Source organism: Paenibacillus sp. T2-29 (assembly GCF_052921365.1).
Map to the genome: position 1 here is coordinate 411,938 of NZ_JBREVE010000004.1, position 17,165 is coordinate 429,102.

Annotated in this window: 12 protein-coding genes and 1 pseudogene; 4 read left to right on the forward strand and 9 right to left on the reverse strand. The window is 47.5% G+C overall.

The genetic code is table 11. The annotated features are described in order from the left end of the window. Window positions 1-17: 17 nt before the first annotated feature. From ACU1JV_RS14655 to ACU1JV_RS14680, 6 genes and pseudogenes are all read right to left on the reverse strand, one after another. On the reverse strand, window positions 18-6,110 hold the full coding sequence (locus ACU1JV_RS14655; RefSeq protein WP_446724576.1) for a DUF7601 domain-containing protein: 6,093 nt from the start codon (window positions 6,108-6,110) through the stop codon (window positions 18-20). Between the two features lie 674 nt (window positions 6,111-6,784). After that, a pseudogene (locus ACU1JV_RS14660) lies at window positions 6,785-7,438 on the reverse strand (BBE domain-containing protein); the annotation flags it as partial. Between the two features lie 293 nt (window positions 7,439-7,731). Beyond that, window positions 7,732-9,696, reverse strand: coding sequence for a GTP-binding protein (locus tag ACU1JV_RS14665; protein WP_413987255.1), 1,965 nt, complete (start codon window positions 9,694-9,696; stop codon window positions 7,732-7,734). A 225-nt stretch (window positions 9,697-9,921) separates the two neighbouring features. Continuing rightward, window positions 9,922-10,335: an AAA domain-containing protein gene (locus ACU1JV_RS14670; protein WP_274597488.1), complete on the reverse strand. Its 414-nt coding sequence runs from the start codon at window positions 10,333-10,335 to the stop codon at window positions 9,922-9,924. 49 nt (window positions 10,336-10,384) lie between these two features. After that, entirely contained in the window at window positions 10,385-10,753 is a 369-nt protein-coding gene (locus ACU1JV_RS14675) for a hypothetical protein (RefSeq protein WP_040102481.1), read from the reverse strand. Window positions 10,754-10,823: 70 nt separating this feature from the next. Then, window positions 10,824-11,450: a hypothetical protein gene (locus tag ACU1JV_RS14680; RefSeq protein WP_413987256.1), complete on the reverse strand. Its 627-nt coding sequence runs from the start codon at window positions 11,448-11,450 to the stop codon at window positions 10,824-10,826. A gap of 146 nt (window positions 11,451-11,596) precedes the next feature. On the opposite strand from ACU1JV_RS14680, the gene ACU1JV_RS14685 reads away from it, so the two are divergent. After that, window positions 11,597-11,755: a hypothetical protein gene (locus ACU1JV_RS14685; RefSeq protein ID WP_165082207.1), complete on the forward strand. Its 159-nt coding sequence runs from the start codon at window positions 11,597-11,599 to the stop codon at window positions 11,753-11,755. A 34-nt stretch (window positions 11,756-11,789) separates the two neighbouring features. Beyond that, window positions 11,790-12,212, forward strand: coding sequence for a tetratricopeptide repeat protein (locus tag ACU1JV_RS14690; RefSeq protein ID WP_326051220.1), 423 nt, complete (start codon window positions 11,790-11,792; stop codon window positions 12,210-12,212). Between the two features lie 796 nt (window positions 12,213-13,008). On the opposite strand, the gene ACU1JV_RS14695 is transcribed toward ACU1JV_RS14690, so the two are convergent. Continuing rightward, window positions 13,009-13,851, reverse strand: coding sequence for a helix-turn-helix transcriptional regulator (locus ACU1JV_RS14695; RefSeq protein ID WP_413987257.1), 843 nt, complete (start codon window positions 13,849-13,851; stop codon window positions 13,009-13,011). Window positions 13,852-13,993: 142 nt separating this feature from the next. On the opposite strand from ACU1JV_RS14695, the gene ACU1JV_RS14700 reads away from it, so the two are divergent. Next, entirely contained in the window at window positions 13,994-14,596 is a 603-nt protein-coding gene (locus tag ACU1JV_RS14700; protein WP_413987258.1) for an isochorismatase family protein, read from the forward strand. Between the two features lie 313 nt (window positions 14,597-14,909). On the opposite strand, the gene ACU1JV_RS14705 is transcribed toward ACU1JV_RS14700, so the two are convergent. Then, window positions 14,910-15,455, reverse strand: a complete 546-nt coding sequence (locus ACU1JV_RS14705; protein WP_040102477.1) for a TetR/AcrR family transcriptional regulator — start codon at window positions 15,453-15,455, stop codon at window positions 14,910-14,912. 148 nt (window positions 15,456-15,603) lie between these two features. Between ACU1JV_RS14705 and ACU1JV_RS14710 the strand changes: the two genes are divergently transcribed. Then, window positions 15,604-16,491 (forward strand): NAD(P)H-binding protein, encoded by an 888-nt coding sequence (locus tag ACU1JV_RS14710; protein ID WP_040102476.1) that lies wholly within the window; start codon window positions 15,604-15,606, stop codon window positions 16,489-16,491. A 118-nt stretch (window positions 16,492-16,609) separates the two neighbouring features. Here the strand turns inward: ACU1JV_RS14710 and rlmH are convergent, their stop codons facing one another. Further along, window positions 16,610-17,089, reverse strand: coding sequence for a 23S rRNA (pseudouridine(1915)-N(3))-methyltransferase RlmH (rlmH, locus tag ACU1JV_RS14715; RefSeq protein WP_044786744.1), 480 nt, complete (start codon window positions 17,087-17,089; stop codon window positions 16,610-16,612). Window positions 17,090-17,165: the final 76 nt, after the last annotated feature.

A 17,165-nucleotide genomic window follows, 5' to 3' on the forward strand; every position in this document is an offset into this window, starting at 1 on the left:
TCTTACCGCCTTTCCGGTTACTGAATATGCTTTTTCTTCTTGCCGCTGAGTAAACAGAATCCAATCGTAATCAAGGATATCAGCGCCAAAACCATATAGAAGATTGGCGATGGACTGCTATCGCCTGTTTTCGGAGCATCGTCCAGCTCGTAATCGCCATTGGCGACTTCATTGTCGACGCTACCGCTTGCGTTGTTGCCTTTGTTGATTTCGTTGTTCACGTTGCTTGCTCCACTGTTAACGTTGCTTGCTCCGTTGTTCACGTTGCCCGCTCCGTTGTCGACGTTGCTTGCTCCGTTGTTCACGTTGCCCGCTCCGTTGTCGACGTTGCTTGCTCCGTTGTTCACGTTGCTTGCTCCGTTGTTCACGTTGCTTGCTCCGTTGTTCACGTTGCTTGCTCCGTTGTTCACGTTGCTTGCTCCGTTGTTCACGTTGCCTGCTCCGTCGTCGCTGTTATCGGTACCGCTACTGCCACTGCCGGACCCAGTTCCGCCGCCACTGCTGCCGCTATTGCCGCCACCACCGCCGCCGGAACTTATCGGCTTCAACTGTATATCGTGGCGTACGATGTCGCTTCCGACCGAGATAGTTGGGCTTGTGTACGCATCATACCCGGCTTTGGTTACAACCAGATAGTAATCCGTGTTCGGGAATACCATGTATGCATATGCGCCGTTTACGTCACTGTTCTGACTTGGGCTGGCATTATCATTCGGTGCAAAGCCCGGAATCACTGGCAGCGTTACTTTCGTGCCCGGCACGATGCCGCTCGCTGTGTTTCCTGGCGTATCAGCATAATATAGCGTCACTTCAGCGCCTTCAATCACCATGCCGGTTGTTGCATCCGTAATGATGCCATACGGGTCAACGAGCCCCTGGGAAATATTCAATTCCCCGTTGGCCTTCACATCCAGATCCGCTTGAAGGACCGTTAATTCTTGACCTGGCGCCACTTCGTAGCGCACTTCCATTTTGTAAGTCTTCGCGGCTAAACCGTCCGCTGAGAAGACGCCGTTCGACTCTAGGTTGAACGCTTTGGGAGCGCCATTCTTATCCACTACATACTGGTTGCTGGCATCCCGCAAGTAGATGTGCATCTTGCCAGCGAGCTTGCTGTCCAGCAGCGAAGTCTGCCCTTCAGGCTGCTTCAGAAGCACAATACCTACCGCCGTAATATCAGCCGGAACGGTCTCGTCCGTCACACTGCTGTCCACATTTGCTTTTTGCGTGAACTCGACAGGCACATCCTTTCCGCCTACCGGATACCACTTCGTAAATGTGATCGTGTAGTCGGTAGCTGCCTCGGCAATGACCAAATACTCACCCTTCTCATTCGTCTGAATCGTCTGCTTCTCGCCTGTTTTCAGATTGGTCACTGTGATGGACGCATTCGGAATGACTTCTCCTGTGTTGTTGTCACGCAGTACGCCTTCCAGAACTGGAAGCTGGCGGGTATTCACAAAGTGTGCTTCAGCCGCGCTTTTCACCGGAATGGTACCCGTGCGAATGAGACTAGCAGGATCTGTCACATAGCCGTCGTCCGTGTAATTATCTTCGGTCACCGTATATTGGAGATACGTAGGAAGTCCTTCCACAATGAACAATTCCTCATCTTTAAGCTCAAAGGTATCCCCGCTTTTGATGGTGCCCTTACTGCCGTCCGACTTCTCATAGGAGTAGGAGCCGTTTGCTCCCTCGCCTGTGAAGGTGACCTTGTACTTGAATGCCTTCGTTTTGTTACCGCCATTACCTTGAACCTTGTTGCTGATTAGCAGGCTCCCCGTCATGACTCGCATGTTCTTGAATGGGGCAACTTCATCCTTACCCTTCATGACTCCGGTATAGTACCGCTCCCCAGGAGTAGTCATGTATTCATCGGTTGTGTAGTCTTTCTGGGTAACTGTGTAAGTTAGATTCTTAGGCAGGTCCAAAACATCCAGTGTCTCTCCATCCTTGAGCCGGAGCGTACCGCCGGACTTGATCGAACCTTTGTCGCCGTCCGACTTCACGTAAGAGTAGCTTTCATCCTTACCTGCACCCGCAAAGCTGACGGTGTATTCGAACTCTTTTGCCTTGTCGCCGCCGTTGCCCATGACCGTATTGCTGATGGTCAGCTTGTTGACAACCCGTTCATTAACAAAGTCCGCCTTGTGGTCGCCTTTATTCACAATTGTCCCGGACCATTCTCTCGTCTCCGGATCAGTCGTGTAGCCGTCAACGGTCGTATAATCGCCCTCGGTTACGGTATAAACCAGACCCGCAGGCAATATCGGCAGCATCGCAGTTTGTCCGTGCTTGAGGGTAATCTTGTCACCGCTTTTGATCTTGCCATACGTATTATCTGGCTTCTTATAGGTGTACTCTCCGTCCTTGCCTTCGCCGTTGAAGGTCACGGTGTACTCAAACTCTTTGTCCGGATCGCTGCCGTTGCCTTCCACCTTATTGCTGATGGTCAGCTTGCCTTCGGCCGGTGTAGGAACGATCAGCGGATTGTTCGATTCCACCTTCTGTCCATCAACAAGGACAGGCTTGCCGGGCGCATCGATGACACGTACCCGGTATATCGTAGTCGTAGGCAAGTAAGTGAGGAGATCAATATATGTCTGTTTGAGCAAATAATCCCCTGGCACCTGAATAATGAAATTCGTTTTGCCGTCCGTGCCCGTCGTTTTTTCCACCATTACATTATTTTCTTTATCCCTAGCCGGTGTACCGTCAGGATTGAGCAACTGGAACTTTACATCCTTCAGCGGTGTTATACCGTCGGGACCGACTTTTTTAAGGAAGAGCAGGCCGTTTTCATTGGCACTTCCCGCTACATCGTTCGCGTCCAGCATAATACTGCTCTGCGCTCCGATCGGCGGAAGGGAATCATCGCCCATCAGCTTGATGGAATTCCCAGCTGTTCCCGGCTGCATGCCCTGGGATTCGGTCTGGTAAACGATCTGATAGAACTTGTTCGGATCGACAAAATCAAACCTAAGCGTCGATCCCCCGGTTGCCGGGTCTGTGCCTACGGTGACTTTCACCTCACTATTCGGATCCGCAAGATTCAGCGGTCCTCCGTTACGCTCCAAAGTGCCATCCGGCTTCAACTTGCCGGGATAGACAGCGATGTCGGAAGGTTCGAGGGATAGGCCACCCTCCGCATTTTGGCGCAGCTTCAGACCTTTGGCGAGAGTATCCAGCAGATAAACGCCCGGCTTCATCTCGAACGGAGGTGTGTAATTCACCGTCCATTCCTGTACACCAGAAACAGGCTTTTGCACCGTCTTGCTCAGAGACTGCACAGGTACAATGATTCTGTGAGCTTCGGTAGCACTATACGGCTTGTCTCCCCATTTCATGGAGAACATAGCCTGATTCTCCCCGGCGTTATTATTGCCTAGCTTGTAATTGGCAAGCGCGGCGTTGGTTGGACGCGCCTTCACCAAAATGACGTAGGGGCTCTCCAGCTTGGAGAAGGTGAAGGTTCCTTCATTGCCATCCTTGGTAAAGCTCACCACATGCTGAGGCGTACCCGGCGCAATGACTGAAATGGCCTGTGCATATCTACCACTTCCGCCTTTACCATCGGTTCTATAGCCGGTACCACCTTTATAAAGTCTATAAGCCTCGCCCGGAGCATAATCTACAAACTCCCAGCCTTCCGGCAATACATCCACCAGCTTGATGTCGCTGGCTACACGGGTGCCGCCATCCTTGGCCATCTCCTCCGTATTAAATCCTGGCATGTTCACCGCCAGCCGGAAGGTGACCGTTCTATCCTTGCGGTCATAGCCTGCCAGGATGTAATTGTCAGGACGGGAGTTGTCCATATACCAATTCGGGTCGCTGGCCACGGGCGTTCTTTTCCATATGCTGTCGCTCCATTGGCCTGAATAGTTTCGGTTCCAATCGGCTGCAACCCCCTCTAAACCCGCCGTGTTCGCATACAGCATCTCCTTGTTCAGCATCCGCACAAGGTTCGAGGTGTTGGCTTCGGCGCGACTCACATAATCGTCACCGTCGAAGAGCAGTCCCCGGTTGCTCCATGTGTTTCCAGCGTTATCCTGGCGGAACAGGTTATCCGGGTTGGTAGTGACAGACTCAAAGGAAACGCTCCCTGGTACATCTCCTTTGTACCCGGTCACTTTGATAAGGTCCGCCACCCGCTCGCCGTTCACCGTCAAGGGGATCACTTCACCATTCAACCCATTGCTCACAGTCAACGTATTCTCGCGGTATTTTTGCCAAAGCTGCTTGGTGTCGATCTGGCTCTTGATTGCTTCTAGAGTTGTCGACGTTACCTTAGGATTGGCATCCAGATTATTCAGTACATCGAGAGAATCGCCGTGAACCAGCAAATCATAGACGACTGGAGCATCCAGATTGTACTGCAGCGTCAAGTTTATCGTCCACTTGGTGCCTGCGACGTTGTGCAGCGCGGTGGTTGTGGTCGCACTTTTTGTGAAGGCATGTGCGCCAATTCTAACCTGTGCAGTGTCCACAACGGCAGCAGGAGCGACCCAGCCGGTTGCATCGTTGTTCTGGATGGCAGTTCCTCCATCCTTCACATCCAATTCCCAGTTTGCGCGCGCTTTGTAATCGAAGATTGACTTGCTGCTGTCTGTCACCTTCGTCACAACTGTCATATAGAGGGGCCCGTCCAGATTCCCGCCGATGGCGGTTCCGATCTCGTACTCCCCTACGGCGTTACGGGTAATTGGGGTATCCGTACCGCTGTCCCCATTCTTATAGGTTGCGGAAACAAACTCCGTCCCGTCGGGCAGGACGTCTGTAATCTTAACGTTCTGCAAGCCGGTTCTGGACAGTACACCGTTATTGTTAATCCTTTTGTTGACCTCAACCGTCCACGTGATGAGCGTATCGTTTCCACTCTTGCCCGGCTTGCCGCTCGCCGCAATCCAGTTGGGACGTATAGCAATCCGATGGGTATTTGATGAAGCCTTCACATCGGTAGCGTCACCCAAAAGCTTTGCGGTATTATCAATGCGGTTCCATCCATACTGATCAGCAAAATTGCCGTTCTTTTCGTAGTAATAACTATTCTTAGGAATCCACGTTTTGAAAGTAATAGTCGCCGTGCTTTTGACGTTATCTACAGTGGATGCGTCTGGGAACTTATAGAAAAGTGTGCGATCAGCAGCATAATCAGGATCTGCCGCATTTCCATCCACAGTGAAGGACCCAGGCACATATACACCGACGTTCGCAAGCTCATCAGAGAAAGTCAACCCGTCCAGCCGCATGGGGATGGTCTTATCGTCCGTGTCAGTTGCAGTTACTACCGCTCGCCACGTAATGGTACCCTCTTGAAAAGAAGGGCTGTTAATCCCACTGTCATAGCCGCCGTTGCTTAAGGAGCTTACAGTAATGGTATACTCGGGCACCAAATCCGAGTTTTTAAACTTATAGCCATCTCCAAAAATGGTCGTATCCCCGCCACCGCCAGGGGTCTGATCTGCCGCTCTAGCAGCAGCGGAAAAGCCGATTTTGACGTCGCGTCTACTGCCGTCATATACCCCTGCGCCATCAAACGTAATTTTGATAGAATCGGCAAAAAACTGGACGGTAGCAATTTTCAGTCCGCCCTGATTGATTGGCATAGGACCTGTAGGCGCCAAATTCACACCAGGGAAGTAGGTTGCCTTATCCAGGACGGCATAATCTCCCTGCTGAATCACACTTTCGGGCGGAGCATTGAGATCGTCGCCCTTGGTCGGCACAGCGATACTATCCAGCTCAAGGATAAAGTTCTCCCGGCCGTTAATCTCGCCCCCTGTCGGAACCACAGCTTCAGGGTTACCCTGCTTCACTGTGAGCTTGAACGTCGGATTGGCGTTCGCCAGCACCGCCGTTTTGTCCGTCAGATTTGCCGTCAACGCCGCGAAAGTGAGCAGCGGAGCGTACACCGCCTCAGTTGCCGACGACGGTTGACCTGGCGCGCCGTACACCGCCTCAGATACCGAAGGCGATTCAGCCGCGTTCTGCGAGCCGGATTCGTCATCCGCATATGCAGCAGCAGGGAATACCACTGTCTGCAAGACAAGCAAAACTGCCAGGCAGAAAGATAGCATAGTTTTACCTAAACTGCTTTTTTGTTTCAATACGAAAATCTCCTCCATTTCTAAATTTTTTTGGGAGCGGCCAGTAACTTTTTCCCTTCATCTTTGGTCATCTTCGCCGCTTACAACAGAAAGTTACCAAATTCGCCATATTTATATGGCGTGTCCGATCATTATAATATAGAGACCTAGACAAATTCTAAACAATTGCCAGACTTTAGACCCGATTTGATACCAAGTCTAAGGAACTATACATGGTAAGCTAGACATGGATTCCTCCCTTCTTCATTTCTCATATTACCTCCCTCTGATGCTGCATCCACCAGTACTATGAGATTTTTAATAGACTGCGTATGGTAAGATTGACCATTCTTATTTATCGGATTTTTATTAATTAAAATTTAATATTTTTAAGTTCAAGGATCCTTTCATTGGCTAAAAGTAATACTCTTGACCTAAGAGTCCTCATTCAAAAAATCTGTAAATAAAACATAAATATATTTATCATATACAAACTATGTAATCTTCCTTCTAAGTTGGTAAGTGTATTGGGAAATTACTTTTTCACATACCAAAGGAGTCTAAAATCGCTTGCGAAAGTTCAACTTTTTCGGCGTCTCTTAGGAACGGTTCAGCTTATTGTCGCTATCAGCTAAATTGCTAAAGGAGCTGCCGCCGGCAGCTCCTTGTTTTAATTCGATCTGGTGTGCGTATTGTTATTTTCTGACCTGTTTACCCACCGGAATACTCTGAGCAAAACGAAACACATTATGAGGATCGTACTTTCGTTTCACCTGCTTCAATCTGCCAAAGTTCTCGCCATAATACGCCTTGGGCCAGTTCTTAATCTGCAGATCGGGGAAATTCACATAATCCCCTTTAACAAAGGGACGCAACGCTCTGCGGAACCTTTCCACCCACTGAATATTCCGCTCCTGCTCCCCGTTGTTTCTCCAGCGGGCTGACAGCTCGTAGATTATCTCAGCCTTCCGATGAGGATAGGCCGTTGCAGTAGGCGATACTCGACTTACCGCGCTTCCTGCACCGCCTAAGCTCTGACTCCACACGCTAGAATGCCGGTTGGGTGCTTTGGCTAAAAAGTCGCGTATAATTCGTACTCCTTCAGGCGGCAAAGGTTGGAATCCGTAGGCCCCGGTTATTTTAAACTTTGGTTCTAAATTCAGGTCCGATTCGGCAAAAAAATGGGTTGCTTTAATAAAAGGTACTGTCTTCACCATCACCTTCACCGGAGTGCCTGCTCGCAAGAGCGGTCTAATCAATCGACGCAGCTCCTCTGCACCGCCAAGCAATTGCCCAGTAGATACAATGGTTCCTACCTGCTTGGCAGCCACCTCAATGGTTGAGGTTAAGCTTGGAAATTTGGAAAAGCGCCTATTGAACTCCATTCTGGCCGTATTGTATGACGGATTGCCCGGAAGTACGATCCTTCCGGTTAATCGTGTACTTTTCTTTTGCAACTTTTGTGCCATTTACTTTACACCATCCCCGCTCATGACATAAGCCTTTCTCATCAGCTTATTTCTATGTAGGGACACCTGTCCTAGTAACGGCAACTGCCCAGTTTATATTGTAAAAGTAGCACAGTATTAGATGTACTACTCACGATAATTTCTTAGTTGCTTAGTTTCCTAATAAAGATCACTCAAGGTTCTAATTCAAGGTGCATCTTAGCTTCCGCCTCATCCCATGGCACCGAGTAACCTGCCCCCTTGGCGCAAAAGATGGAGGAGGAGGTATACAGTGGGTCTGCCCCTTTGCAGTAGCCCATCCGCTCTATAACTTCCTCCGTATTATGGCAGCGGTCGTAGCCGCTGAACACGTAGCGGATACTGCCTCGTCCATGCGTGAAGGATGCGAATTCGGCACTGTAGTTCATGAAAGTCGATACAGGCACCCTGCCCGTGATCACCGCTTGCGTTCCGATTGTCTGCGGCGGATTAAAAATACCTGAAGCACGCTGAATATCGGACAGTACTCTGCCCATTTCATCGATAGTGACTTTGATTTTGAAATCGTAATAAGGCTCCAGCAGCACGTTGTCCGCCTTCTCCAGACCCTGCCGTAGTGCTCGAAAGGCAGCCTCACGAAAATCGCCGCCATGGGTATGTTCTTTATGCGCGCGGCCCTTCAGTAGCGTAATGTTCACGTCGGTGACCGGCATGCCGGTCAGCAGTCCGTGATGCTCCCGTTCGTAGAGATGGTTCCGAATCAGATTCTGATAGCTGACATTCAGTTCATCGGCATGACATCTGTTATCGAACATGATGCCTCTGCCCCTTTCTCCCGGTTCAATCAGCAGATGCACTTCTGCATAATGCCTGAGCGGTTCGAAGTGGCCGTACCCTTTTACAGCCGATTGGATCGTTTCCTTATACAAGATTTCCGGCTGTCCAAAAGAGATAGCCAAGCCAAACCGCTCTCTAACAAGCTGCTCCAGCACTTCCAGTTGAATCAATCCCATGACGCGGATAGAAATCTCCTGCAATTTCTCATCCCAAACGACGTTTAGAGACGGCTCCTCCGCCTCCAGCGTGCGAAAAGCACCGAGCACCTTCTGTACATGTAGCGAATTGTCGAATAATACCTTCGATTGTAACGTCGGCTCCGAATCGTAAGCTAACTTGTCTGATATCGACCCCAGGCCTTGTCCGGCCCCGGCGGCGGACAATCCGGTAACCGCAAACAAATCGCCGGCTTCTACTTGTTCCACCGGCTGCGATTTAAGTCCGTTAAACAAGAAGAGCCGCGTAATTTTTTCGTCATACTGAACCCCGCCGCTCTCGTAACTAAGCTGTCCTCTCACCTTCAGCCGACCACCCAGCGCCTTAATGAATGTGAGTCTCGCTCCACCTGCATCGTGCCGAATTTTATAAACCCGCCCCTGGAACGAAGCATTCTCATCATAAGTGGTTGTCGCCAGCAGATGCAGTTGATCCAGAAATTCAATGACGCCTGTATCCTGAAGCGCAGAGACGTAAGCACAGGGGAAGAGAAGACCCGCCGCTATCATCCTCTGCAAAGCCTCCAGCCAGAAGCCGGAATCCTCTCTCCCCTCCAGGAATGCTTCCAGCAGGGCTTCGTCCCGCTCCGCCATGGCCTCCCGCAGCGGCTCGCCGACTATGCCGTCAGCGAAGCTCTGTGTAATGCAGCATACTTCCCCCGTCAACTGCTGACGGATATCCGCCTCGGTTCTGTCTACATCCGCTCCGATCCGATCTGTCTTGTTGATAAAAAAGAACGTCGGAATCCGATGGTTGCGCAGCAACTGCCAGACCGTCTCCGTATGACCCTGGACACCTTCAACTGCGCTTACAATCAGGATGGCATAATCAATGACCTGAATCGCCCGCTCCATCTCCGGGGAGAAATCGACGTGTCCGGGCGTGTCTATTATGTAATAGCTATCTCCCTTATATTCTATTACCGCCTGATCTGCGAACACCGTAATACCTCTTGCCCGCTCGATGTCGTGGCTGTCCAGAAACGTATCCTGATGATCCACCCGCCCCCGCGACCGGATACTGTTCGTATGGTACAGCAGCTGTTCCGCAAAGGTTGTCTTACCTGCATCCACATGGGCGAACAGGCCAATCGTTAGTCGCTTCATAGAACCCCACTTTCAACGCTTCTTGTTGATACTGCTCATTTTATTAAAGCATAGAAATCGGGAGAGTGGGTAGGAGTTGGTTTTGAGATAGGGTCTTTTTTCATAGACGGAAGATAAAAATAACGAATTGCATTTATACTGAACGATTTCTCCAGATTAAAATATAATTAATATACTATTAAAGGAAACTACCCTTCGAATCTACTCCAACTTGGAGAACTTCGCCTAACCATCATTCCCGACCTTATTATTGTTATAGTCGTCAATAATTGACATCGTTTTATTTGCCACTTCACTACCGAGTGAGGCATACAATTTCTTATCGCCAATCACATAAAATTCTTCTTTAGCTCGCGTCGCTGCAACATTCATCATATTGGGATCAGAGACAGCCCATCTTGCTGCCCCACTGCTATCAGAATCCGCGCCAAGAACAAAGTAGACGACCTTGGCTTCTTTCCCTTGAAAAGTATGAACTGTACCAATATTCGTTGTCTTCCCGTTTTCTCGTTTTGTGAATTTAATTTCGTCTAAAACCTGAACAAGCTTATAAGCCACATTTCTAAATGGGGTGATCACATAGATTTCATCCGCTAAATCCGGATCTTCCTGCAAACGTTTATCAATCATTTTTTTCAATAAATCTATTGATTCAGGTTCCTCAGCGACTACCTCTGTAGGTCCCAGACTATTTTTCCTCTTCTTGTAAGGTGGCTGCCCCGCCTATTAAACAGGGAATCTCAATATCATCAATGTCCATCATCTTATCTTTTTCTGCATCATAGTACTCCCCGAATAAAAACAATGACTCATTTTTCCTATTCAATAAATAAGGGATAATTTTTTCACAAAATTCTGTAACACTTTTAAACATACACTCTGGGGCAATCCCCGATTCATCGATAACCAACAATTCCTTGTGTTCAATACGAGTAGGGTTGCGATTTAAATGATACAGTTGAAAAGAAGTACCCTTGCGATACGCTTTATAAATTGGAACTTCTATGGTTTCGATGAAATCTCCATCCGTATAATTCAAAGTAAACTTTACGGTCATCTCTATTCTCCTTTCAACAAACCTCATCATTGTTATAGTCGTCGCTGCTTTTCAACTTCTTGGACTCAGCTTATCGAAGATTTCGTGATTCATAAAAACGATCTATCATTTGCTTTATTTTCATCGGAGTTCTCAACGAAACTTGCTTCCCATCTTCATCAAAGGTCAAATGCCCCTTAAATGCTTCTGGCATATCCTGATATTGTTTCTCGACTTGTTGATATACCTTTTCAAAACAGGAATACCCGTATTTTTTAATTAGAAGAGGAAACCCGAAAGCAGACCTTAGAAACTCATATTCATAGTAGTTATAAGGAGTAGTCTCCGGCCTCTTTATCAAGATCTTAAGAAAATGGTCCGTGACCTTTTCGATCTCTTCTTCTGGCGCATACTGTACTAATCCATGGATCGCGAGCAGCCTCATATCCAAATATCGTTCTTTTTTATAGGCTTTCTGAAAGAAATCCTTCAGTTCCAAATGTCTGCACCGGATTAAACCATACAGAATCTTATTTCGTAGGGCAATATTCTTCATTTTAAAATACAGTTGCTCTATCAAACCTACTTCATCTGTGGTTAAAAGCTCATAGGCTACATCACTTATTACGCAGCTAAACTTAGGATCATTTTCGCGAAGGGGGGCAGTCGTTAGGTACTTAATCGATTCCTTGTGAAGCTGTTGTTTATCATTTGGCATCTCTATCATCCTTTCTTCTAAATTATATCAAGCCATTTAAAATACTACATGCCATGCATGGCCCCTTTGAAAATAGTACTCACATAAACTAGAACGCGCTTTCAATCTATGAATAGGCTTAAAAATTTGGTAGACTCTTCATATGATTGCCTGAAGTCAAAGACTGTGTCGAGCGCATTCGCTTCATATTCCCGCCTGATCATGGAGAAGAATTTACAGATCATATCATTTGGGCGATAGGCTATTTATCGGCAATACTGGACGCCACCATTTTTGATGAAAGCCAACAAACGATCATTGGCTAAAACTCCTTAATCCAATAGAACAGGAGAGATCACTTTGCAGCTCTCAGATTCCACTTATTCCGCAATTAGGGCTCTATGTAAACAAGGCGATGACTTAGTGAAGGCAGGCGATCTTGATGCCGCCAAGCAAAATTATATTGCCGCCCTCCGTTTATTGCCTGAAAATCATCAAGAATGGGAGGCCGCTACTTGGATATATGTAGCTATTGGGGATGTCCACTATCGTATGAAGAATTACGATAAGGCCTTCAAGTGCTTTTTTAATGCCGTACAGTGTCCGAAGGGGTTGGGTAATCCGTATATTCACCTTCGGCTGGGGCAATTATATTATGAACAGGAAAACTTTGAAAAGGCGGCTGACGAGTTAACCCGGGCTTACATGGGCGCCGGTATTGAGATTTTTATGGAAGACGACCCAAAATATCTTGAGTTTTTGGAGACAAACATAGAGATTTGAAATTTCAGACTACGCAAGAGCTGATTACGGTACTTTTATATTTTTTTACCTTCAAACCATTCCATAATATTATTTTCGAATTCAACGGCGAAATCAAAAAAACTCACTCTCCATCGCTTTAGTAAAATTTCTCAGGTGCACGAATAAACATCCTGTATGCCATCCGGTGCAGACCTGTTGTATGAAAGTTCTGGTTAGCTATCGTATCCATTATTCTTCTGAACGGAGTTTCGCCCTATCGTTCTCTGGCTCTTTGCAAGGCGCTGTCAACAGCGGCTGGCGTCATTTCTAACGATTTCTACAATCTGTTTGGAGTCATAAATAAAAGGATAGTTAAGGCTGGTCAATGTGCCCTAACTGTCTTTTTACTAACTAAACCAAACTGTTACTGAAAATCCACCAACTAAGTATGTTATGTTCGTTTTTATTAAGGTTGGCGGAGGCGTGGGGAGTCGACCCCCTGTCCGAAGATTAGGTCCCAAGTTTCACATTATTTGTGATACGGTTCACCGTATCGGGTCTAACGGCAAATAAAAAGGGTCTCTTTACAGTGTCTCGCTTAAACAACCACTTTAGAGCAATCCTGTGAGTCATTAATCCGAACGATGAGACGACCGTTACGTTTGGCTAGGTCCATGCGCTGACGATTTTAGACATATTCCCAACTCACCAACTTGAATTTTTTCACAAGATTGAAATCATACTAACATCACGATGTTCGTTCATTATTCCATACCGCTAAAGAAAGGTCACCTGCCAAAATGGAATAACTTCAACGGACGTGGCAAATGCTGAATTATCGATTAACCGCAGAAAGAAGTTTTCTCATTCTTTCAATTGTTGGGGTATCCAAAGGAATATTAACTGTAACCTGGAGGTCAACGGAGTCCATAGCCTGGAAGGAAAGATGACCAAAACGAAGGGAACCGACAACAGGATGATTAAGCAGCTTTTCACCTTCCGGCACATTTATAACTTGATGCAACGGCCACCATTCCTGGAACTCCTTACTTTGCTGGTGCAGGTCCTCAATAAACTCTCCCCACCAAGGATCCCCGACTGTATTTGCATAGTTGGCCCGAAACTGGGCTAACCGATGTTTGGCGTTCGCTTCCCAACTGTCACCCAGCATCCGCTTCGCATTATTCGTAGTAAATAGGCGCCATATCGAATTTCTGTCTCTTGCCGACATTGCTTCGTAATCTCCAAAAACAAGAATCGCGGCCTGGTTCCAGGCTACGACATCCCACCTTGAATTTACCACAAAGGCAGGGCTTTCCCCCTGTCTGTCCAAAAAATCCTGCAGTAGCCGGCTTACCTTGTTCTGTGGCGCTTGATTACTCGGGGGTAAGTGTCCTGCAGCGAGCAAGAAGAGATGTTTTCGCTCAATGTCGTTCATTCGCAGCGCACGGGACAAGCTATCAAGCACCTGGATGGATACCTGAATGTCTCTACCCTGCTCCAGCCATGTATACCAATCCACACTGATACCAGCGAGCATGGCAACCTCTGCCCTTCTAAGACCAGGTGTCCGCCGTCTTTCACCGGAAGGCAAACCTACCTGCTCCGGAGTCAGACGGGCCCGTCGGGTACGGAGAAATTCAGCTAATTCTCCGGTCTTTCCGCGTTCCTCCTGCATTTCATCTCATCCCTCCAGTATTTCTTTGTATTCTGGGAGTAACGCTCCTAGGTTAATTCCCTCTCTCGTTATTCTATATCATCGATTATATACTGACGTAGTCATCATTTTATTACAAGATAAGGTTAGGAGGAGATTCTATATGAATCAACTAAATGGCAATCATTTGAAGGGTGAGAAACGAGCACCGTTATTGGATTGGAACAAGACTTCTCTGGTCGTCATTGACCTCCAAAAATGGATTAGCAGTCAGTATGCTCCTTATTCTGCCGAGATGGTCATTGCAAATTCAGCTAAGCTGGCCAATCTTTTTCGTAACAAGGGGGCTTTTGTGAATCTTGTACACGTATCCAGTAAAGACTTCAAGGATATACCTTCTCCCAAGCTCGATACCACGGTACCTAGACTGAACCTGATAGAGGGCTGGGATGAATTTGTTCCCGAGCTCGGAGTGACCGAGACAGACCATATCATCTCCAAAAAACAATGGGGGGCTTTCCATGGAACAGACCTTGATCTGCAGCTGCGCCGCCGAAATATTGATACGATCGTTTTATGCGGTATATCCTCAGGTATCGGAGTCGATACAACCGCAAGAGAGGCATTCCAGCACGGCTATCAACTTATTTTTGCAATTGACGCCATGACTGGGTTCACCAAGGCCGAACATGAGCATGTACGGAACGTTATTTTTCCGAGGATTGGCCGGATTCGCACAACGGAAGAGATCCTAGAAGGGATTTAGGAAAAATACTTTTAAAAATATGGTTGGCTATGGCTAGCCATATTTTCTGCCATTTATTCACCAAGTTCACACCAACCTACTCCGTCACAGTATGAGGTCGAATGTGAAGCAAATTTGCGTCATTTGTGATAGGGTTCTCCGCACTCTCTGTAACGCCAAGTTTTTTGTCTCTCTTATTCCTCGGGGTTATCGAGCTGCACGGCGGACATGACAAGAATTTGATTCGATAATTAAAAAGCCTTCGATATGAGGACTTCATTTGGGCAATGTTCTTGTCACCTGACTTTCGGCGCCGCAATAATCAAAAACTCTGTCAGTACTGACAGAGTTTTTGATACACCTCATAAACTGCGAGCACCTGCTCCACAAAGCCTTTCTCGGCACTTTCAATCCATTTGAAAAAAGCCATGTGAAAAATTTCAACCGCAAATCGTGCCGCAAGCTCTGACAGCTCGCTATCATATTTGACAGACAAGACGTTTGTGACAGACTCAATCAGCGCCTGGCTTTTTAGCAGCTCACGCTCCTGCAAATCAGGGTTACTTTGAATAATTTGATTCCGCGCCAGCACCCTCTCCCGCTCGCCATCAAAGAAACTAAAAACCGAGGCAAAGCCATCAACCGCAAGCTTCAGCGGCTTTTGCTCGACGTCAAAATGGTCCGTGATAAAAGCCGCGACTTGTTGCCCCATCTCATTTCTTGTGTCAAAAAGCACGTCAGACTTGTCCTTGAATTGCCGGAAAAAGGTTCTCTCCGTCACACCTACAAGGCTTGCAATCTCTTGCACCGTCGTATTTTCATAGCCTTTTTCCATAAATAATTTCGTGGCCGCCGCCTGCAGTTTCTCTTTACTATTCATTTTACCATTCCCATTTTTGTGGTTTTTTACAATTTATCAAAAAGGTCAGTAACTGACATTTTTTCTTGACAACAGTATCCAGCAAGCGCATAATGATCTCGAATGTCAGTCACTGACATCACTTTATCAAAAAGAAGGAGAGAACACAATGAAAATCACAGTTCTCGGCTCACTCGGCAATATCAATCGTGTCTACCTTCCACGCCTCATCGCAGATGGTCACGATGTCACCGTCATCACAAGCTCCAAAGATCGGATCGCCGACATCGAGGCGCTCGGCGCCAAGGCTGCTGTCGGCTCAAACCGTGACGTCGACTTCCTCACCAAGGCTTTCACAGGCAGCGACGTCGTTTACCTCATGATTTCTGGCATCAATTTTGCCACTGGCACCGATATGTGGCAGACCGCCATCGAGCTTTCTGAAGATTACAAGACTGCCGTTCTAAACTCAGGCGTGAAAAACGTCATCAACCTCAGCTCAGTCGGCGCTGACAACCCCAACGCCGGCATCCTTTACAGCTATCATTTTGCAGAAGACGCGCTCAACTCGCTCGAAGGCGTGAACGTTGTTCATATCCGCCCTGTCGGCTTTTACAGCAATCTTTTTGCCGACATGCAAAGCCTCAAAGCCCAGCGAATCCTCTTCAGTCCAATTTCAGCCGACATCCCGCAAGGGTGGGTCAGCCCAGTTGATATCGCGGACGTCGCTTACGCTCTGATTTCTCACACCCCAGCGGGAAAAAGCACGAAATTCGTAGTAAGCGATTGGGCCACAAGCAACGACTGGCTAAATGCTCTTGCTGAAAATGATGTCGAAGCCAAATTCCAACAAATTCCCGTCGAAGCTCTCGCTGAAAATATGAAGAAAATCGGCTTCCATGAAAATACCGCCAACGGCTTCGCCCAATTGTACCGCGCGGGTGAAAACGCCGACGAATTCTACGCCAGCCTCCGTGCCACCGACTACCACCTCGGCAAAGTCAAGATTGGAGACTTTGCAAAGGTTTTTGCAGATGTATATAAAAAATCAGTTTAAACCATTTTGGAGACTGTTTAAGGAAGAAAACGCGCCATAGCGCGTTTTTCCTTTCGTTAACAGCTAATTTTTATTTTGGATTACAAACCGTTCTTAATACCTCCACTAAAACTTGCCCTTATTTATGGTACGGTTCCCCCCGATTAATCTTCACCGCCCGATAAATCTGTTCCACCAGTACCAATCGCATCAGCTGATGTGGCAAGGTCATCCTTCCGAAGCTCAGCTTCTGCTGGGCACGGCGGAGAACTTCGTCAGAGAGACCATGACTGCCGCCAATAACGAAGATAACATGGCTTGTACCGTAGGTGCCGAGCTTGTCCAATTCCTCTGCGAGTTCTTCCGAACTCCACAGTTTGCCGTCGATGGCAAGTACAATCACGTGTGCTTCACTTTTCACATGGGCTAAAATACGCTCGCCCTCTCGCTCCTTAACCTGTCGGACTTCCGCCTCGCTCAGTGTGTCTGGAGCCTTTTCATCGGCTACTTCGATCATTTGGAACTTGATGTATGGTCCCAGCCGTTTAGCGTATTCCTGAATACCCATGACCAAATATTTCTCTTTTAACTTCCCCACACCTATAAGCTGAATAAACAAATTCCATACCCCTATCTATGTCGAATAATAATGTAAAATCGTATTTACGATCATTAACTTAAAAACATATCTGTAA